Here is a 19,255-nt window from a genome sequence, read left to right as displayed (position 1 = left end):
CCTTTCCGGCGGTGGTGTGGTGGCGAAGGTCAGTTGTTCAGGAAGTCGACGAATCCGGTCACGGAATCCACTAGTCCTTTGGGGCTGAGGGTGATCTGGCCACCCGCACCCAGTCCCAGTTCGGCGGTGAGCTTGGCTCCCGCGCCCAGAGTGAGCCCGTCTTCATCCACGGAAGCCGTAAAGAAGTGCCCCTCACCCGCTCCTGCGGCCACCGTCGCGTTGAACGTCAGTGTTTGGCCCAGGACTTCGACATACCGGCTCCCTGTCAGCTCCGCACCCGCTCCTGCGCTGAACGCAGTGCCTGAGACATCGCGGCCCTTGACGCTGATTTCGCCTTCACCGGCGCTGGCCCAGGCCCCGGCGCGGAATTCTCCACCTTGCCCCAAGGCGAACAGCCCGCCAGCGAACTCGGTCTTGTTGTCCACGGTGAGTTTTTGACCCGCGAAGCCCTCACCACCAGCCGAAAACAGAAAGGGGCTGCTCGCGTTGGCGTGTGCGCTCGCCTCGACTCCGGTCATTGCACGCGTCGTGGAGGTGTTGCTGACCCAGCCGTCAAAGAAGTCGGATCGTATGGTGGTGACGTTTTCCGCGCCAGCGAATGCTTCACCGTTAACGTGGGCATTGGGAAGTCCGAGTCCGAATGGCACACTGGCCTCGAACTCGCCATCCGCGCGGGCGCCGACGAACGTTTCGTTGGTGACAGTTGTCGTGCCGGGCCCGAACCCGGTCTCTGCCGTCCAGGTCATTTCACCTCCGGTGGACGCCTTGCCGGATCCTCCGAATGCGATGCCGCCGGGACCAACGGAGCCGTGGGTTTCGCCCGTTGCTTGACTGTCGATTGAACCGCTGCCTTCCACGGTGACGGGGCCGTAGCTGGTGGGATCAAAAGTAAACCCGGGTGCCCCAGGGGTGCTCTTTCCCTGCCCTGTGGAAGGTCCCCCCTTGAGCCCTCCTCCGGGGCTGCCCGTGGAAGCTTGTTCCTGCTGCTCTGCGTTGAGTTTCAGGGCGCGGGCATTGGTGCGCAGGCAAGAAGCTGCTGCTCCCAATCGTCCCTGCAGGTCGCTCTGCCACCGGCTTCTGAACTGGTCGGCGTCATTCCCCCGCCAGAAGTTGCCGTTCTGAATCAGCGCATTGAGCTGTTGTTGAAGCTTGGTGATCTTCTCCGCCTCGGAGTCCATCACGGCCGAAAGTCGTCGGAGATCTCCGACGTCCGCGCCCACCATTCCCTGTCCCACTAGGTACCCAACCCCATTACGTATCCCCTGACGTAGTGATATGTCGATCGCCGGGCATCCAACGGGCCAGGCGTTTCCTGAGCATAGTTGGCTACGTCGGACGCGGCCATGGGGACCTCTCACCAGTGTGGATAAAGAGCAGCACGCCAAAGCCCTGAAAAAGAATTTTGTGCAACGCGTAACCTCACCGACGCCGCGAACGATGTAAGGGGAGTGCGGGCCACGTCCGCACGCTGATCATCCGGTCGCGACCCAACCGCGGCCGGGGCAATCCCAAAATCGTTTGTCGGAGGGTTTCATGTCCTTGTTCACTATCCTTGCCACCAGCAAAGTCGCCGCGGGCGTCCTGGCTGCCGGAGCTGTAGCTGCCGGTGGAACCGGCGTCGCTGCCTTCAATGGCGCGCTTCCCACCGGAATCCAACAATCCGCGCATGACCTCGTTGGCGCACCGGCGCCTGTTGCTGAGAAGGCCGCTGAAGCAGCCGATGCAGCCGAAACCGCCAAGACCAAGGCAACTGACGCCGTCGAGACCGCGCAGGCAACTGCAACCGAGGCCGCTGAAGCCGGCCAGGCCAAGGCCGCCGACGCCGTGTCCGATGCCAAAGCAACGGTGGAAGACGCCACCTCCCCGGAGGCTTTTGGCCTCTGCACCGCACTCCTCAATGGCGGCCTGAAGTCTGACGCCAAGGTCCCCGGCTTCGAGTCCTTGACCATTGCTGCCGGTGGCGAAGCCAAGGTGGAGGCGCACTGCGAGGCTGTGGTGGAGGCGGGTAAGGCTGCCGGCCTGAAGGCTGACGGCTCGGCGACGGCAGAGGCCGACGTCGATGCTGCCGTGACGTCCGAACTGCCGGTTACGCCTGCTGTTCCTGCAGTGCCCGCTGTGCCGGGAGTTCCTGCCGTTCCCGCCACGCCCGCTGTCCCCGCAGTGCCGGCCGTCCCCGCGACGCCTGAGCTGCCGACACAGGTACCCACCGACGTTCCGGCTGCACCCCTCGATTCTGTCCGCTAAGCAAGCAGCGGTTACGGTTTAAGGGCGGGGCTCCTTGGCTTAGGACAGGGAGCCCCGCTACGTAGTGTGTGGGACGGAGGCATCCACGGGTGCTTGACCCTTTGGCTGATGAATATGTGCAGGCGGATCAGGACGATCCCGCCCTGCTCTTCACGGCTGCCTACAATAACTTCGCCGGACCGGTGTTTGGCTACCTCCGTGCACGGGGTGTGGACGACCCGGAGGCCGTGACGCAGGACGTCTTCCTCGCCCTGTATCCGAAGCTGGAAACGCTCCACGGCGGGCTGCAAGGGGCAAAAACCCTGTTGTTCTCCATCGCGCATGCGCGGATGGTGGACCACTATCGCAAACGCGAACGAACGCCCGACGCGACGTCGTACGAACCGGACCTGGACGCGCGGCGGTCGCCGTCGGCCGAAGACCAGGCCTTCGGACGGGTTGCCGGCCTGGGCGTCACTGAAATTTTGGACGACCTCCCCGACGATTATCGGGAGGTTCTGGCCCTCCGGGTCGTCGCCGACGTGTCGGTGGAAAATGCGGCGGCGATCATGGGCAAGTCCCAGGGAGCCGTCAAGCAGCTACAGCGCAGGGCATTGAGTGCACTGAAGAAGCGTGCACTACTAAGGAACGGCACATCATGAGCGAACAACATACGCCTCGCGGACGTCATGACCAGCAGGCAATCGACTTCCTGTTGGCCGACGCCGGCCTCACAGGCGACGCCGACCTCCGCACTGAACTCCTCGAGCTCCGTTCCTTGGCGAACACTGCCCCTTTGCCGTCCGCAGCAGTCCGCGCGCTCATGGTCAGCAGCCCGGCCGCAGCCACCCAGCAGATTACTGCCACCCAGAGGATCACGACGGCGGACGGTCCGGCGGCATCGGCGGGTGCACCAACGGCGGTACTCGCCACAGTTGCTGCGGAGTCCGCTCTTGCGAACGACCTGCCTGCGAACGACGTGCCTGTTGACGAACTTGCCGCCCGGCGTCGGAAGAAGCGTCGGACGGCCATCGCAGGCCTCGCCGTAGCTGTGTCCTTGGCTGGCGGCGCGACCGCTGCCGTCGCTTCCGAGGGCGGCCTGCCGGGTGCTTTCCAGCACCTCGGGGCAGCCATCGGTTCGGTGGTCTCACAACTAAATCCCGGTTCCGGCAGTGCTCCCCAGCCCGATACCCCAGCCGGTACCAGCCCAGAGCCCTTGCCTGTCCGGGAAGAGCCGCAGCAAGCTCCTGCGACGGTCGTACCCCAGCCGACGCCGGCCGCGCCGGGCATCCCGGTGGTTCCTGCTCCTGAGCCGCAGCCCGGTGGAGCGTCGCCGCATACACCTAAGGCTCCGTCGCACAGGGAGCCCGGCAACGGCGTCATCCCCACACCGCCAGGGTTGCCTGTGACCCCATCGGAGATCGACCCCTCCAAGATTGATCCCTCAAAGCTCGGCCCTTCGGGCGTCCCCGTCCCGGTTCCTTCGGAGCTAATCCCGTCGCTCCCCGGAAAGCCCTAGTCTCCAGGCCCAAAACCTCCCCGCCGAGATGGCACTTAGTGCCAATGTTCTTCGCGAACATTGGCATTATGTGCCATCTCGGCGCGCGTTAAACCACGACGGCGGGGTGCGGCTTCGCGTGGAAGCCGCACCCCGCCGTCGAGCTTGAAGCTATGCGGAGACCAGCGTGTGCCAGTCGTTGACGAGCGGCAGGTTGTGCGCCTCGGAAACGGAGTGGTGCGCCACGTGGCCGGCGGCGATGTTGAGGCCGGCAGCCAGGGCGGGGTCGCGGTCGAAGGCGGCCTTGACGCCCAAGTTGGCCAGTGCCACGGCGTAGCGCAGGGTGACGTTGGTCAGTGCGTACGTGGAGGTATTCGGAACAGCGCCAGGCATGTTGGCAACGCAGTAGAAGATCGAGTTGTGGACCTTGTACGTCGGTTCCTGGTGGGTGGTGGGGTGCGTGTCCTCGAAGCAGCCGCCCTGGTCAACAGCGATGTCCACCAGAACCGAGCCGGGCTTCATGCGGGCAACCAGTTCGTTGGTGACCAGCTTGGGAGCCTTGGCGCCCGGGATCAGGACGGAGCCGATCACCAGATCTGCGTCGATAACTGACTTCTCGATCTCGTAGGCGTTGGAGGCAACGGTCTTCAGGCGGCCCTGGTAGAGGGCGTCCAGTTCGCGCAGCCGGTTGATGTTGATGTCCATGATGGTGACATCAGCACCGAGGCCCAGCGCCATGGCGGCAGCGTTGGTTCCCGCAACGCCTGCGCCGAGGACAACAACCTTCGCCGGGCGCACGCCCGGTACGCCGCCAAGGAGGACGCCCTTGCCGCCGGCCGGAGCCATCAGTGAGGAAGCGCCAACCACGACGGACAGGCGGCCTGCGACCTCGGACATTGGGGCGAGCAGCGGAAGGGTGCGGCCTTCCTGCACGGTTTCGTAAGCGATGGCCGTGACGCCGGAGTTGATGAGCTCGGCGGTGAGCTCAGGCTCTGCGGCAAGGTGCAGGTAGGTGAAGAGGATGAGGCCCTTGCGGAAGCGGTGGTACTCGGCCGCGATGGGTTCCTTGACCTTCATGACCATGTCCGCGCGGGCCCAGACGTCATCTGCTTCGTTGACGATTTCGGCGCCGGCAATCGAGTATTCCTCGTCGGTGATGCCCGAGCCAAGGCCTGCGCCGCGTTCAACCAGAACGGTGTGTCCGTGGGTGCGGAACTCGTGGACACCGGCGGCCGTGATGGCTACGCGGAACTCGTTGTTCTTGATTTCTTTGGGGACACCGATGATCATCTGTGGGCTCCATCGTTAGCGGCCTCTTCGGCCGAAAAATGTGTTGCGGGCTGTGATTCCAGAATAGATCCGGCTGTGAGGCAGGCGACATGGACCCGGGGCCGCCCTCGCGCGGAAAGTCCGGAAATCAAGGGATCTTATGCCAGCCAGCTCGACATTTGTCGAGCACTAGAGCGTCAAGTGTCGCCTGCTGTTGGTACGCTTTCCAGATGCTGCAGGACGTGGAACAGATCGTTGAACGCGTTGCCTTGAAGCTGGGCCGCGGACTGTCCTTGGAAGATCTCGACGGCGTTCTTCTCGCCTATAGCTCCAACCAGTCCCACGCCGACCGCGTTCGCGTGAACTTCCTCCTCAGCAAGCGGGTCCCCGGAGACGTCAGCGCCTGGCAACTCGCTCATGGCATCGCCACGGCCGTGCGACCCGTCGTCGTTCCTGCCAACGACGAACTCGGCATGCTGGGCCGCGTCTGCGTGCCACTTTTGGTCCGCGGTTTCCGCGTGGGGTACTTGTGGGTGCAGCTGGACCTTGAAGAACAGAGTGCGACGGCGATACTCGCCGAACTGCCCGGCGTGCGGGACGAGCTGGACCTGTTGGCGGGCTTGCTCCTTGATTCCAATACGGCCGAATCGGAGTTCCGGCGAAGGCGTGAGCAGGAGTTTCTGTCAGCCTGCGGCGGCGAATCGAACGCTGTGGCCGCCGTCGCGGGTTGGAAGGAAATCCAAGGGCGCGGTCCGTGGCAGTTGGTCACCATACTCGACCCGGATGGTGCGAGGTCCGACGTCGATCCTATTGCCGCTACCCTGACGCATCGATCAGCGGCGCTGCAGTCCACTATCGGCGTCAACGCCGCCTTGTTCAGCGCCGGAACGGAGACACATTCGGTGGTCCTGTTCCGCGAGTCGGGCGGCCGGGCAGACCATGCCCAGGTGCTGGTGCATTATCAACTGGAGCTTGCGAAGCGCGCTGGCCGCAAGGTGGAAAGGGTGATCCTGGGCATCAGTGAACCCTTCCAAGTCATCCGGCAGCTATCAGGCGCTTACCGTCAGTCGAAGGTTGCTGCGCAGGCGGCCGCCGTGGACCTCCCGCTAGGTGAGCTCGTGGACAGCCGGACCGTTGGTGTCTATCAACTTTTCGATCGTCTGGTGGCACCCGGCGGCTGGGATGACACAGGATCGGTGCATTTTCAGGCCCTTGAGGACCAGGACAAAAACGGTGAACTCCTGCCTGTCCTGGAACTGCTCTATGACAATGACGGCTCGGTGCAGGACGTCGCCGCCAAACTTCACCTCCACCGGAGCAGCATCTATAACCGGCTCGGCCGGATCCGCCAACTCATCGGTGCTGATCCGTTGAGTGGCGCGATCCGGCTCGAGTTACATGCGGCCCTGAAGGCGCGGCGCTGGGCCGGGCGGCCGCGGATCTGAGCCTACGAGCGCCGCAAGCGCTGGCAGCTCCAACGTCCCATCCGGCGACGGAAAGCGGCAGTCCGGCTGCTGCTGCAGTACCGGCTATGCCACCCCGCGTGAGTGGAGGTACGGGGCAGGCGGGTGCTCAACCGAGGACCTTCTGGGCTGCGTCCAGGATGTCTTGAAGCGCAGATTCGCTGGGCTGGGGGGCCGAGGCGGCCTGCGGCTTGCTCGGCCGGGGCTTAGAGGTCGAGGTTGCAGTTTCCGTTGGTGTGGGCGTCGGCGTCGGTGTTGGTGTGACCGTCGGGGTCGGTGAGGTTGTGGGCGTCGGAGTAGTGGGCGGTGTGGTGACCGTGTCCGACGGCACCTCGCTCGGCGCGGGAGCTGGCTGGGTGGGGGCTGGGCTTGTCACCCCAGGGACGGCCGGGACTGAGGAGGGGACAGTCGATGGAACCCAAACCGGGTTGGCAAGGGACACCTTCGGGGTCGGAGCCGGCGACGACGACCCGGCCGCGGGTGCCTCGGCTAATGTCGCGGGCTGGCCGGCTTCCGAGGACGCTGTGGCAAGTGACGAGGCTGCTGGCGACGACGCTGATGGTGCGGAAGCCGTGGAATACGAGGCACTGGGCGCAGGGGCCGCGGAGCCCGAATTCCTGTCGGCACCGCTGGCTTCATGCGTAGGAGTTTCCTGGCCGAAGAACGGAAGCTCAAGGGCTTGCCCCAAGGTCCCGGCCGTCAGCACTAGTCCAAGCGCACCTGCAACCACGGCCATGCGCTGGCTCATGTGCTTGACCGACGCTGCTTTCCGAAGGGCGGCGTGGGGTTCGCGGCCGAAGGAGGAGGTGGACCCCAGGCTGGGCCTGGCCGCAGAGGGTGCGTCAGAGGGTGCGGCAGCCTGCCGGCGAACATCCTTGCGGCTTGCCAGTGCTGCCGACGCCGTTGCCGCGGCAGCAAGCTGCGCCGGAGACTTACCCCGAGGTGACTCGGTTTGCAGGGACTCGGTGCGGGGCGAGTCGTTGCTCGGTGACTCGGCGGCTTCGGGGGTGCTCGCGGATTCTTCGCGGGCAGGCACTACTGGAATGGCCGTCGTGGCAGGTTCCGGCGTTGAAGCCTGAACCACTGGAATGGCCGCGGTTGCAGGCTCCTGGGCGCTCAGCTCCTGAGGATCCGGCTCCACGCCAGCAGGGGGTGCGCTGGCCGGGGTCACAATAGGGATCGCCGCGGTAGGGGGTCCCGGTGTGGTCGACCTCCGAGCCGCTGGCTGCACCGTAGGTATCGCGGCAGTCATGGGTTCCGCCTGCTCGGACGGTTCGGGCGACGGCTGTGGGGCCGAGGCCTCAGGGGCAATCACGGCAAGGGCTGCACGCTCCCGCTCGGCTGCACGAATTTCCGCACGAGTGGCAGGCGCCACCGTGGTGGGCATGGCCGCAGTGGCGGGTTCCGGCGTCGTGCCTGTGTTAACCGTGCCTGTTACAGCAGCGTCAGTGTTAGTGGCGCCAGTGTCATCTGGGTTTCCGGTGGGGAATCCGCTGGGTTGGGCCCGACGGCGTCCGGTTGGCTTGGTGCGCTCGCCTTCAGTCTGGGCGCGGCGCGGCTGATCCATGGTTGGGGACATGGTGGTTGCCTCTCAACGCCTTCGAGGTTAGCTGTCGGGTTCGGACGAGGCCGTCCGGCCGCCTAAGCGGCTTCACCCCGAGGACTTGGATACCAAGCCCGGGAACTGTGGGTCCCCCGCCTCTGCCGCGGGTCTGGCGGATCCCGGATTGCGGCAGAGCTCGGCGTCAATCCGGAAGCGGCCCAGCGGAGATACGGGTCGCCCTACGACGGTACATGAGCCGGAAAGTAAAGTCACATTAATGTAACGGGCGGTAGGCCTGCCCAACCGAGGGGTTTCTATGACTTAGGCTTCGGTGCCGGTGCGGGAGCCGGCAACTCATGCTGGATCTTCTGGATCTGCACGGCTTGATGAGTTTCCGGGCGGAAGACTTCGTCCACGACTCCAAGCATCCCGCCGGTGGCTCCACGCCGGACTTTGCCCTGGCTGCTCCGGCGCGATGACCAGGACCAAACGCCGGCCAGCAGGGCCGGGAATCCGAGCACTGCCGCCAACACGAGCAAGATATCCATGGCCTAACACTAGCTTCGCGGTGCACCGGCAGGTAGACATTGTCTATGGACCTGCCTGTGATGCCACCCGTCTCGCCCATGCTCGCCAAATCCGTTCCGACCATCCCCGATGTTGGGCACTACGAACCCAAGTGGGACGGATTCCGGACCATCGTCTTCAAGGATGGCGACGAGATCATCCTGGGCAGCCGCAACGAGAAGCCAATGACCCGCTACTTCCCCGAAGTGGTGGAGGCTCTCAGGAAGAACCTGCCGGACAAATGCGTGATCGACGGCGAGATCGTCCTGATCGAGGGCAAGAGGCTCGAATTCGAGGTACTCCAGCAAAGGATCCATCCCGCCGACAGCCGCGTGAGGATGCTCGCCGAGAAGACTCCGGCTTCCATGATTGCGTTCGACATCCTGGCGCTGGGCGACGAGAACCTCATGGACAAGCCGTTCTCCGAGCGCCGCGCCATCCTGGAGCGTGCGCTCGCCAAGGCCGAGCCGCCTGTCCATGTGACCCCGGCAGTGACGGATCTCGAGCGGGCGCAGGAATGGTTCGTGCAGTTGGAAGGCGCGGGACTGGACGGGGTGCTGTCCAAGCCGTTGACCGGGGCCTATCAACCTAACAAGCGCGTGATGTTCAAAACCAAACACGAGCGCACGGCGGATTGTGTGGTGGCCGGTTTCCGCTGGCACAAGACCGCGAAGGTTGTTGGCTCGATGCTGCTGGGCCTCCACGATGACACTGGCCGCCTGCATCACGTGGGAGTGGTGGCATCGTTCCCCATGGCCCGGAGGGAGGCCCTGGTGGCCGAGCTTGAGCCGTATCAAGTCGAACTCAGCGAGCACCCCTGGGGTGAGTGGGCCAGTCAGGACGAAGCTGCCGGGGGTTCACGCATGCCCGGCGCGCAAAGCCGGTGGAGCGGGGGCAAGGATTTCTCGTTCGTGCCCCTGCGCCCCGAACTCGTGATCGAAGTGAAGTACGACTACATGGAAGGCGACAGGTTCCGGCACACCACGCAGTTCCGTAGGTGGCGGCCGGACAGGACCCCCGAGAGCTGCACGTACTCGCAACTGGAGGAGCCCGCTGAATACGATCTCGGGGAGATCCTGCAGCTGCCGCACAGCTAGGACGTTGCCAACCCGCTGCTACGTCGCTGGGTACCAACGGAGCCGCGGGTTGGCGACTGTGTTACTCCTCGTGGCCTTGATCGCTGCTCATGCTGCCCTCGGCCGGCGGGGTTTCTCCCGGAGGGACTCCGCCGCCAGGCTCCAAGCCGGTGACGTTGCCGTCGAGGGGATCGGGGTTGGCGGATGCAGCGGGGTCCTCGTCCTCATCCTGGCGCATGTCGGGATCCTCGTGGATGCTGTCGGCATCGGACGTAGTGTCAAGAGGCCCTGTGGCGCCGGTGGCGCCGAAGCCCTGGGTTTCCTCATTCGAGTCTTTGTCGGTCACGATCAGCCCTTTCGTAAGCAAACTTACTAATGTGCTTGCTCCGCCAGCTTAACCGGGACCAGCTAAGCCAACAAGGTGAGCCGACAAACCGAGCCCGTTACCAACCCAACACGGGACGCTCAACTCGTGCGCCGGCGTCGTGCGTCAGGGGTCAACGGTGAGGCGTCGTGGCGGTGACAAAGCTCCGGATGGCATCCGCCACAGCCTTGGGGCGCATGTGCTGCGCCACGTGCCCGACCCCCGGAATTTCCACCAAACGCCCCTGCGCGACCGTCCTTGATAGCCGCAACGCCCAGTCCGGTCCTGCCACATGGTCGCGGCTTCCCCTCAGAATCAGTACCGGCACGTGGACGCCGGCGAGCCGTTTCTCCGTGGGGTAACTCATCATGACGGGAAGCTCAGTGAGGTACCAGCGCGGGCCGCAGCGGAAGTAGTCCGAGATGACGATCCAGTTGGATGACGGGCTCTCACGGAGCAGTCCGTCCATGAAGAGTGCCAGGGACTGGCGGCGAACGTTCTTGTGCCGGGAATCCACCACCGGCCCCATCAGCACCAACTGCCTGATCTGATCCGGGGCATGCAAGGCCGCCTCGATGGCAAACTGCACGCCCATCGAGTGGCCCACCAACACATAGGAATCGATGCCGCAGCTTTTGAGCGCCTCAGCAATGAAGGTGCCGTAATCCTCCACGGACAGCTGGCGGCCGGGCTTGGGTGTGCCGCCAAAACCAGGCAGGTCCAACGCATAGGCAGGCGCGTTCGCGGCCAGGACTCCATGCAGCCGTGCCAAATACCGATGCGACACGCCAATGCCGTGAATCAAGATGTATGCCGGCTCATTCCGGGGCTCTGCGCCCGGTTCCGGCGGAGGCGTGCCCTCGGTCCAGAGAATCCGTCCGGTCAGGCCCATCACCTCGACGTCGGCGGACAGGAGTGTTGCCGCTTTGGAGCGCGCCTTGCCCAGCGCGTTCACTGGTTCTCCAAGCGCTGCAGGAACACGGGAGCCCCTGGCCCGCTCACTTCATGGGCTCCGATGGGCCGACCGGAGACGGCCAACAGCAGGGCCAGGGCGGAGCCTTCAACCGCCGGACCGTTGCCATGACGGAATGACGTGTCAGTTGCTACCAAGCGCCAGCCCTCAGCGATTTCCTTGCCGCCACCCATTTTGGTGGTGGTCTTCACTTGGTAGCTAAGGGCGGTGGCCACGTGCTCGGCTGGGTATTCGCGGTGGATCCCCAAAGGGCGCCGGATATCCTCTCCGTGGACGAACGCCTCAACCAACCGGGTAGCCAAACTCGCCGGCGGGCCCGAGGTCCGCGAAAGCACCGCGCGCAGCCCGTTCAACGTCTGCGCAGGTTCTGGTGTCTTTTCGCGCTCCACACCTACGGCGTTATCACGGTCGAAGTCCATTCGGGAGGCAACCAGCCGGCGGATGAAGCTCAACCTCGTCGTCTTGGCGCTGTCGATCACATGAGCCAGGACGTCGTGCACGTTCCAACCGGCACACAGCGACGGCGTCTGCCATTGAGCTGCCGGAAGCGGCTCCAAATCCTGCAACAGGACACGGCGTTCATGGTGCACCACGGGCCAGACGGTGGAAGGTTTACTTGAAGCCATACCGCTATTGAACAGCATGCTGGCGACTCGGGACGGCTAGCCGTGGGAATCGGTGGACTCGTCAGCCCCTGCGCTCGCCTCGGCCTGCTGCCTCTTCTTCTGCGTTTCCAACCAAGCCATGATGGCAGCCTGCCGGATGCGACGATGCGTTCCCCGGTACTCCACCGGGATCTCGCCTCGGTCGGTCATGTTGCGCAGATAGGTGTGAGAGATGCCCGCGAGCTCTGCGGCCTGCGATGTGGTGAGCATTTCCTCGACGCTGCCCACCGTCACTGTTTCGCCGCGGCTCAGTCTCGCGAGGAGATCGACGACGGCGTCCCTCGCCTCAGTCGGTAGGCGGTGGACCGTGCCATCCACGAACACGGTGATGTCGTTGCTGTCCTCAAGGGAGCGCGCCAGATTCCGGGCGTCATCGGCGGGGAGGCCAGCCGTGACGCGGGGAGCTATCAATGCCATGGCAGAAGCCTAGCCTGTGGGAGTGGGGGGCCTGAGTGAGCTACCCATTTCGATGACTAGCTGCGGGCAGTGCCGTGCGCACGGCACGATGTGCAGCCTGGCCGCGAAACGGGTGAGGGCAGCCAACCCGGGCAGCCTACAACGACGCTCGGAGCTCCGCGGCGTTGGCCAACTCTGCAGCCAACCCTTCACGTTCCACGGGGTTCAGGGCCAGGGAGTCCACGGAATCCAGGGCTTGCGCCGCGAACTCGAGGTTCCCGATGCGTAGCTGCAACTCAGCGAGATACACCAGCAGCGGTAGCTTTTCCACGTCCGGGGCATCCGCATGACGTGACAACCCGGCCTCAAGCACCGATATCGCTATGGCGTCATCCCCGCGGGCATCTCCTTGCCGCGTAGCGTTCATCAGTACTCTTTCCAGGCGGCTCTCCGAGCCGTTGCCATCTTCCTCCGTTGCCCCCAGAGCGTAGATTCGTAGCCAATTCCCTCCCGGGTCCACAACGGTGAACCCGGCCGCTGTCCCCTGTTTCCTGCGGGGCCGAGTGATCCGGGGGATTCCGGAAATCGGCAACTTCCCGAAGGCAGCACGAAGTCCGGCGGCGAACTCGTCGTAAAGCACACCCGTATCCGGGACCAGCAGGATCGCGCTGCCCATGGAATTCTCCGGCGCGAAGGCTTCCAAGCCGAAAAAGTGGAGGTCGATCCCGCCCCTGTTGAAGCACACATACGGGTTCGGCCGGGCCTGCCGAAAGGTCAGTGTGAAGCCCAGCGCCTCGTAGAACGGCACGACGTCGTCCACGTTTTGGCACGGCAGGATAGGGATCACGTGCTCGTTCATAAACCGAACCTACCCCCAGCCGGCCCAGCGAGCTACCCGATTCGGGGGTTCCCTGCCGGCCATGCCGTGCGCACGGCATGGCCGGCAGGGAACCATCGAAACGGCCGCCCGGCAACAACTACTCCGCGTCCAGGTCCGTCTCCAGCAGCCTCACCAGTGCGTCCAGCGCAGCGTCGGCTCCGTTGCCCTCGGCCCGCAGCACAACGACGTCGCCCTTAGCGGCGCCGAGCGTCATGAGCGAAAGGATGCTGGCGGCGTCGAGCGCGTCATCGGCAGGTTCGCCTTGCATGGCAATGGTGACCTCCACGGGCTGCTCGCCGGCGGCTTCCGCGAACAGGGCGGCAGGCCGGGCGTGCAGGCCGGAGCGGCTGGCGATGGTGGCTGTGCGTTCGGGCATGGTTTCTCCTTTGACAGAAAACAAACTGAGGTTAGAGGCCGAGTTCTTCGAGGACGGGGAGCTTGGCGCGGACCCAGTCCCGGGCCTCAAGAGCGCTGGGCGCGGAGAGGGCGAGCGTGGCCAGCTCCTGGGCCTGCTCCAGCGTGACGGTTTTCAGCACAGTCCCGACGGCGGCCAAGGAGCGCGCGGTCATGGACAGTGTGGTCACACCCAAGCCGGTCAGTACGACCGCAAGCGCAGGGTCAGCTGCTGCCTCACCACAGACACCCACGGGCTTGGCAGTACCTTCGCGACCAGAGCTTTCCTGCTCCGCACCTTCGACGGTGAGCTGCACGAGCCGAAGCACGGCAGGCTGCCACGGAGTGTTGAGTTCGGCGAGCGGTCCAAGCTGGCGGTCGGCGGCCATGGCGTACTGGGTGAGGTCGTTGGTGCCCAAAGAGGCAAATCCGACTTCGCGCAGCACGGTGGCAGCGGTCAACGCAGCAGAGGGAACTTCCACCATGACACCCGGCGTCTGGATTCCGGCGGCGGCACACAGTGAGGCGAACCGTCCGGCTTCGGCGGCCGTCGAGATCATGGGGGCCATGACCCAAACGTCTGCCTCGGACTCCGAAGCTGCCCGGGCGATGGCCTCGAGCTGACGCTCCAGGACGCCTGGTGTGGTGAAATCGGTGCGGTAACCGCGGACACCCAGTGCAGGGTTGGGCTCGGTGGCATCCGTGAGGAAGGGGAGCGGCTTGTCGGCGCCCGCGTCAAGGGTGCGGAGGACCACCTTCTTGCCCGGGAACGCGTCGAAGACGGCTTTGTAGGCTGCGGCTTGCTCATCCACGGAGGGTTCGGTGTCCCGCTCCAGGAAGCAGAACTCCGTGCGGAACAGGCCCACTCCCTGGGCACCCAAAGCGGCAGCTGCCACGGCGTCCTTGGCTCCACCGACGTTGGCGAGGAGCGGCACCAAGTGGCCGTCCGCCGTCGTGCCGTTTCCGTCGAATTCGGCGAGGGTGGCGGAGGTTTCCGCCCAGGCCGTAGCGGCCGCACGGTGCTCGTCGGTGGGCGAAACGGCAATGAAGCCAGCCGCGCCGTCCACGTACACTTCGGTTCCATCCGCGATGTCGTCAACACCATGGGCTGCAACCACGGCGGGCAGGCCGAGCGAACGCGCAATGATGGCAGTGTGGGACTGCGGGCCGCCGCCTGAGGTCACCAGCGCCTGCACCACCGCGGGATTCAGTGTTGCGGTGTCGGCGGGAGCGAGGTCCTCGGCCACCAGGATGAAGGGCGTGTCGGAGGCAGGAATGCCGGGAGCGGGGACGCCGCGAAGTTCGGCCACGATGCGGGCGCGGACATCCAGGACGTCGGTGGCACGCTCGGCCATGTAGCCGCCCAGGTTGTGCAGCATTTCGGAGACGGACGCACCGGCTTCCCAGATGGCCCTCTCTGCAGAGGAGCCGGCGTTGATGAGCTTGCTCGCGGATTTCAGGAGCATCGTGTCTTTGGCCATGAGGGCTGTGGCTTCGAGGACGGCCTTGCCGTCGCCGGAAGCGCTGTCCGCACGTCCCTTGAGTTCGTCATGGACCGCTTGCGCAGCCGCTTTCAAGCCCGCGACGGCGTCTTCCGGGCTCACGTCCGCAGCCAATCGATCTCCCGACGGCGGCTCACTCACCGGCTTGGGCATCTGGCGGACGGAACCAATGATGCGGCCAGGGCTTACCCCTACTCCTTGGAAATTCTGCACTGAATCCTCTGTTCCTGCTTGTTGGTTCAGGCCCTCCGGCGACGGCACCGGGAGCCTCGAAAACTAGCCTACAAAATTCCTTTGTGAGCCACTTCATATAGCAACGCTATAGGTGCTAGGGTAGCGGTTATGAGTTTCGATGACCAGCTTCCGCCTAAAATTCGGTTGCTTCGCGCAGCTGCCGAATTGCTGGCGAATTCGGAGGGGTCAGCAGTCTCGACGCGCCAGATCACCAAGCTTGCCGGGGTTACGGCGCCAACGCTCTACCACCACTTTGGCGACAAAGAAGGCCTGTTCGACGCCGTCGTATCAGCCGGATTTGAAGAGTATGTGGCGGGGGAGCGGGATTTTGCACCGTCCGGGGAGCCCTTGGAAGACGTCCGGCGAATGTGGGATAACCACGTTCAGTTCGGGCTGAGCCAACCCCATCTTTACCTGGTCATGTTCGGCAACATCAGGCCGGAGAGTCGCCCGGCAATCGTGGCCGATGCTGAAGCGCTTCTGGAGGAGATGCTGAACAAGGCCGCCATCGCCGGCCAGATCAACGTGCCGCCCCGGGAAGCGGCGCGGAGCATCCTTGCGGCCAACGTGGGCGTCACGCTCATGCTGATCGCTGAACCGGTGGAGGAACGGAATCTCGAGCTCTCAACCATGACCCGGGATTCCATGATTTTTGCCGTCTCCACGGACACCGCCCGTGGCGCCGCAGCGGAGGACTCCGGTAAGTCCTCGGTAGTTGTTGCGGCAATCGCCCTGAATGCGGCACTGCAGGCCTCGCATTCGGACCAACTTTCCAGCTCTGAACTGAAGCTTTTCCTTGAATGGCTTCACCGCATTTCCAGCAGCTCCTAAGGCTGCGCTCTCTCGATCTATATCGACTGACCCCGCGCCGCCGCGGGACACACGTTAGGAATTCACATGGCAACAGAGACAGTTGCGAAGCCCCGCACCAGCGTGCGCGTTGGTGTCCAAAAGTTCGGAACATTCCTGTCCGGCATGATCATGCCCAATATCGGCGCCTTCATCGCCTGGGGTCTTATCACGGCCCTGTTCATCGAGAAGGGCTGGATTCCAGTTGCGGAACTGGGCGGTTTCGGCACGAACGCCGAGGGTGATCCCAACGTGGGCATTGTCGGTCCAATGGTCACGTACCTCCTTCCGATCCTGATCGCCTACACAGGCGGCCGAATGGTTTACGACGTCCGGGGCGGCGTAGTCGGTGCCATCGCGACCATGGGCGTCATCGCAGGTACTGACGCGCCGATGTTCATCGGGGCCATGATCATGGGTCCGCTGGGTGCCTGGACCATGAAGAAGATCGATGCCCTGTGGGACGGCAAGATCCGCCCCGGTTTCGAGATGCTGGTCAACAACTTCTCCGCCGGTATCTGGGGCGCGTTGTTGGCTTTGGGCGGCTTCTACGGCCTTTCCTGGGTAGTCCAGCGCTTCACTGACGGTGCCGGTGCAGTTGTGGGGTTCCTGGTCAACAACGGCCTGCTGCCACTGACCAGCATTTTCATCGAGCCGGCCAAGGTCCTCTTCCTCAACAACGCCATCAACCACGGCGTGCTCACTCCACTTGGCATTCAGCAGTCGCTGGAACAGGGCAAGTCCATCCTCTTCCTGCTTGAAGCGAACCCCGGTCCGGGTATGGGCATCCTGCTGGCCTACATGTTCTTCGGCCGCGGCGCCGCGAAGGCTTCGGCTCCCGGTGCTGCGATCATCCACTTCCTCGGTGGTATCCACGAGATCTACTTCCCGTATGTCCTGATGAAGCCCATCCTGATCCTCGCTGCCATTGGTGGTGGCATGACGGGCATCGCGACCCTGGCCATCACCAATTCCGGCCTGGTTGCTCCTGCCGCGCCGGGTTCCATCATCGCGGTACTGGCCCAGACGTCACGTGACAGCTACGTTGGTGTGATTCTTGCCGTCATCCTGGCCACGGCCGTGTCCTTCCTCATTGCTGCAGTCATCCTGCGCACGTCCAAGAACAAGGGTGAGGACGACCTCTCCGCAGCCACATCCCGCATGGAGGCCATGAAGGGCAAGAAGAGCTCCGTCTCCTCGGCACTTACCGGTAACAGCGCTGGCGCCCAGGCCGGTACCGTCCTCACTCGCCCCGTCCAGAACATCGTGTTCGCTTGCGACGCCGGGATGGGTTCCAGTGCCATGGGTGCCTCGGTCCTGCGCAATAAGATCAAGGCCGCCGGCTTCCCGGAGGTCAAGGTCACTAACTCGGCCATCGCCAACCTCAACGACAGCTACGACGTTGTGGTCACGCACCAGGACCTGACCGAACGCGCCCAGCCGCGGACGGCCAGCGCAGTTCACTACTCGGTGGACAACTTCATGAACAGCCCCAAGTACGACGACATTGTTGAACTGGTTCGGAGCAGCAACAGTGAAGGCGCTGCAGCTGAAACAGGCACGACGGCGGAATCCACTGCCGGAGCCCAGCCCACCGCCGCCGCCACCTCAGTAGCCGCCGGCCACGGTGCGCATGTCGCCGAGCCGGTTGCCGCCGTCGAAGGTCAAGCCGCCGAAGGTAAAGGTGTCCTGCTCCGCGAAAGCGTGGTCCTGAACGGAACGGCAACGGACCGTGACGCAGCGATCGACGAAGCGGGCAAGCTCCTGCTGGACCGCGGTGCCGTTGATGTCAGCTACGTCCATGCCATGCACGAGCGCGAGGAATCCGTGTCCACGTACATGGGCAGCTTCCTGGCCATCCCGCACGGCACCAACGATGCCAAGGAACACATCAACCACTCGGCGGTGTCCATCATCCGTTACCCGGAGGGCATCGACTGGGGCGGCAAGCAAGTGAAGTTCGTGGTCGGCGTGGCTGGCCTCAACAATGAGCACCTCCACATCCTGTCCTCGATTGCGAAGATCTTCACCAGCAAGGCGCAGGTGGCCCAGCTGGAGGAAGCGACCACGGTTGATGAAGTTTTGGAGCTGTTCGGAAAGGTCAACGCATAGTGAAGGCAGTTCATTTTGGGGCAGGCAATATCGGGCGTGGCTTCGTGGGTCTGCTGCTTCACGAGGCCGGCTATGAGGTGGTGTTCGCGGATGTTGCGGACGCGCTGATCAGCCAGCTCGCCTCGGCAAGCAGCTACGACGTCCACGAGGTGGGCGAGAACCCGGCGGTCAAGACCGTTAGGGGCTTCCGTGCCTTCAATTCCGCTTCGCAGGAAGCCGCTGTTGTGGAGGAAATCTCGACGGCGGATGTGCTCACCACTGCTGTGGGGCCGCACATCCTGAAGTTCGTGGCACCGGTGATCGCCCGCGGGCTGGCCGCCCGGCCCGCGGACTTGCCACCCCTTCAGGTCATGGCCTGCGAGAACGCCATCAACGCCACGGATCTCCTCCACACGGAGATCCGGGCAGCTTGGGACGACTCCGCCGGCGACCTGGACACCGTCGCGGTTTTTGCCAACACCGCAGTGGACCGCATTGTCCCTAACCAAGCACCGGGCCAGGGCCTGGACGTCACGGTTGAGACGTTCTACGAGTGGGTCATCGACCGTACGCCGTTCGGTGGCAACGCGCCGAACATCCCCGGAGCCACCTTCGTGGATGAGCTGGGCCCGTACATCGAGCGCAAGCTGTTCACGGTAAACACCGGTCACGCGTCGGCGGCGTATTTCGGTTACCAGGCCGGGCTGGCGAAGATCTCCGATGCCATGGCGGATCCGTCTGTTGCCGCGAAGGTCCGGGCGGTGCTGGAGGAAACCAAGGAACTGCTGGTGGCCAAGCACGCGTTCGTTGAGGCCGAGCAGGAGGCCTATGTGCAGAAGATCCTGTCCCGTTTCACCAACCCGCACCTGCCGGACACCGTGAATCGAGTGGGCCGGGCGCCCTTGCGGAAGCTCAGCCGACACGAGCGGTTCATCGGTCCCGCCGCGGAGTTGGCCGAGCGTGGCGTGACGCCGGTGGCCCTGCTCGAGGCGATGTCCGCGGCCCTCCGTTTCGACGACGGCAACGACGATGAAGCCGTGGAGCTCGCCAACATGCTGACCGACTTGGACCCGGCTGCCGCCGTCGAGCGCATCACGGAACTTACGCCGTCGCACCCGCTGTTCCCGGCCGTCCAAAAGCTCGTGGAGGATCGTCAGGCCGAAGCGTAAGCGCCACCCGAAAGTAACAAAGGCTCTCCGGCGGGAGAAAAACAAGTGAGTTCCGTCACTTTTTACCGCCGGAGAGCCTTTCGGTTTTGAAGTTAGCCTC

General features: G+C 64.2%; 19 protein-coding genes and 1 riboswitch. Of the genes, 8 read left to right on the top strand and 11 right to left on the bottom strand.

What is annotated here, in order from left to right; genetic code table 11:
- Window positions 1-29: 29 nt before the first annotated feature.
- Window positions 30-1,235: a WXG100 family type VII secretion target gene (locus AC6CH8_RS11790; RefSeq protein ID WP_498190691.1), complete on the bottom strand. Its 1,206-nt coding sequence runs from the start codon at window positions 1,233-1,235 to the stop codon at window positions 30-32.
- A gap of 298 nt (window positions 1,236-1,533) precedes the next feature.
- Here AC6CH8_RS11790 and AC6CH8_RS11785 point away from each other — a divergent pair, with 298 nt between their 5' ends.
- The 3 genes from AC6CH8_RS11785 (at window position 1,534) to AC6CH8_RS11775 (ending at window position 3,742) form a co-directional block, all read left to right on the top strand.
- Window positions 1,534-2,244 carry a hypothetical protein gene (locus tag AC6CH8_RS11785; RefSeq protein WP_498190689.1) on the top strand — a complete coding sequence of 237 codons (711 nt, stop codon included), beginning with the start codon at window positions 1,534-1,536 and terminating at the stop codon, window positions 2,242-2,244.
- Window positions 2,245-2,333: 89 nt separating this feature from the next.
- Window positions 2,334-2,885, top strand: a complete 552-nt coding sequence (locus AC6CH8_RS11780) for an RNA polymerase sigma factor (RefSeq protein WP_498190687.1) — start codon at window positions 2,334-2,336, stop codon at window positions 2,883-2,885.
- Window positions 2,882-3,742 (top strand): hypothetical protein, encoded by an 861-nt coding sequence (locus AC6CH8_RS11775; protein ID WP_498190686.1) that lies wholly within the window; start codon window positions 2,882-2,884, stop codon window positions 3,740-3,742. The genes AC6CH8_RS11780 and AC6CH8_RS11775 overlap by 4 nt, the downstream gene beginning before the upstream one ends.
- A gap of 150 nt (window positions 3,743-3,892) precedes the next feature.
- Here the strand turns inward: AC6CH8_RS11775 and ald are convergent, their stop codons facing one another.
- Window positions 3,893-5,011: an alanine dehydrogenase gene (gene ald / locus AC6CH8_RS11770; protein ID WP_017198625.1), complete on the bottom strand. Its 1,119-nt coding sequence runs from the start codon at window positions 5,009-5,011 to the stop codon at window positions 3,893-3,895.
- A gap of 209 nt (window positions 5,012-5,220) precedes the next feature.
- Between ald and AC6CH8_RS11765 the strand changes: the two genes are divergently transcribed.
- Window positions 5,221-6,435, top strand: a complete 1,215-nt coding sequence (locus AC6CH8_RS11765; protein WP_498190684.1) for a PucR family transcriptional regulator — start codon at window positions 5,221-5,223, stop codon at window positions 6,433-6,435.
- Between the two features lie 127 nt (window positions 6,436-6,562).
- On the opposite strand, the gene AC6CH8_RS11760 is transcribed toward AC6CH8_RS11765, so the two are convergent.
- Both AC6CH8_RS11760 and AC6CH8_RS11755 read right to left on the bottom strand, forming a co-directional pair.
- Window positions 6,563-8,032 (bottom strand): hypothetical protein, encoded by a 1,470-nt coding sequence (locus AC6CH8_RS11760; RefSeq protein ID WP_498190682.1) that lies wholly within the window; start codon window positions 8,030-8,032, stop codon window positions 6,563-6,565.
- A 2-nt stretch (window positions 8,033-8,034) separates the two neighbouring features.
- Window positions 8,035-8,181, bottom strand: a riboswitch (cyclic di-AMP (ydaO/yuaA leader).
- 129 nt (window positions 8,182-8,310) lie between these two features.
- Complete coding sequence (locus AC6CH8_RS11755; RefSeq protein WP_498190680.1) at window positions 8,311-8,544, bottom strand: hypothetical protein; 234 nt, start codon at window positions 8,542-8,544, stop codon at window positions 8,311-8,313.
- A gap of 45 nt (window positions 8,545-8,589) precedes the next feature.
- Between AC6CH8_RS11755 and AC6CH8_RS11750 the strand changes: the two genes are divergently transcribed.
- Window positions 8,590-9,660 (top strand): ATP-dependent DNA ligase, encoded by a 1,071-nt coding sequence (locus tag AC6CH8_RS11750; protein WP_498190678.1) that lies wholly within the window; start codon window positions 8,590-8,592, stop codon window positions 9,658-9,660.
- Between the two features lie 61 nt (window positions 9,661-9,721).
- Here AC6CH8_RS11750 and AC6CH8_RS11745 read toward each other — a convergent pair whose 3' ends face one another.
- From AC6CH8_RS11745 to ptsP, 7 genes are all read right to left on the bottom strand, one after another.
- A complete protein-coding gene (locus AC6CH8_RS11745; RefSeq protein ID WP_420179309.1) occupies window positions 9,722-9,985 on the bottom strand; it encodes a DUF6480 family protein in 264 nt (87 codons plus the stop codon).
- A 151-nt stretch (window positions 9,986-10,136) separates the two neighbouring features.
- On the bottom strand, window positions 10,137-10,895 hold the full coding sequence (locus AC6CH8_RS11740) for an alpha/beta fold hydrolase (protein WP_498190815.1): 759 nt from the start codon (window positions 10,893-10,895) through the stop codon (window positions 10,137-10,139).
- Between the two features lie 59 nt (window positions 10,896-10,954).
- Window positions 10,955-11,620, bottom strand: a complete 666-nt coding sequence (locus tag AC6CH8_RS11735; RefSeq protein ID WP_498190677.1) for a maleylpyruvate isomerase family mycothiol-dependent enzyme — start codon at window positions 11,618-11,620, stop codon at window positions 10,955-10,957.
- An 18-nt stretch (window positions 11,621-11,638) separates the two neighbouring features.
- Window positions 11,639-12,058, bottom strand: a complete 420-nt coding sequence (locus AC6CH8_RS11730) for a helix-turn-helix domain-containing protein (protein ID WP_498190675.1) — start codon at window positions 12,056-12,058, stop codon at window positions 11,639-11,641.
- A 136-nt stretch (window positions 12,059-12,194) separates the two neighbouring features.
- Window positions 12,195-12,896, bottom strand: coding sequence for a DUF8817 family protein (locus AC6CH8_RS11725; protein ID WP_498190673.1), 702 nt, complete (start codon window positions 12,894-12,896; stop codon window positions 12,195-12,197).
- A gap of 118 nt (window positions 12,897-13,014) precedes the next feature.
- Window positions 13,015-13,293: an HPr family phosphocarrier protein gene (locus AC6CH8_RS11720; protein ID WP_498190671.1), complete on the bottom strand. Its 279-nt coding sequence runs from the start codon at window positions 13,291-13,293 to the stop codon at window positions 13,015-13,017.
- A gap of 31 nt (window positions 13,294-13,324) precedes the next feature.
- Window positions 13,325-15,025, bottom strand: coding sequence for a phosphoenolpyruvate--protein phosphotransferase (ptsP, locus tag AC6CH8_RS11715; protein ID WP_498190669.1), 1,701 nt, complete (start codon window positions 15,023-15,025; stop codon window positions 13,325-13,327).
- A 129-nt stretch (window positions 15,026-15,154) separates the two neighbouring features.
- On the opposite strand from ptsP, the gene AC6CH8_RS11710 reads away from it, so the two are divergent.
- The 3 genes from AC6CH8_RS11710 to AC6CH8_RS11700 all read left to right on the top strand — a co-directional run bounded on the left by AC6CH8_RS11710 (window position 15,155) and on the right by AC6CH8_RS11700 (window position 19,155).
- Window positions 15,155-15,877, top strand: a complete 723-nt coding sequence (locus tag AC6CH8_RS11710; protein WP_017198635.1) for a TetR/AcrR family transcriptional regulator — start codon at window positions 15,155-15,157, stop codon at window positions 15,875-15,877.
- A gap of 66 nt (window positions 15,878-15,943) precedes the next feature.
- Entirely contained in the window at window positions 15,944-18,007 is a 2,064-nt protein-coding gene (locus tag AC6CH8_RS11705; RefSeq protein WP_498190667.1) for a PTS mannitol transporter subunit IICBA, read from the top strand.
- On the top strand, window positions 18,007-19,155 hold the full coding sequence (locus tag AC6CH8_RS11700; protein ID WP_498190665.1) for a mannitol-1-phosphate 5-dehydrogenase: 1,149 nt from the start codon (window positions 18,007-18,009) through the stop codon (window positions 19,153-19,155). The genes AC6CH8_RS11705 and AC6CH8_RS11700 overlap by 1 nt, the downstream gene beginning before the upstream one ends.
- Window positions 19,156-19,255: the final 100 nt, after the last annotated feature.

The organism is Paenarthrobacter sp. GQ52, from assembly GCF_059759005.1.
This window is presented reverse-complemented; position numbering and strand designations above follow the sequence as displayed.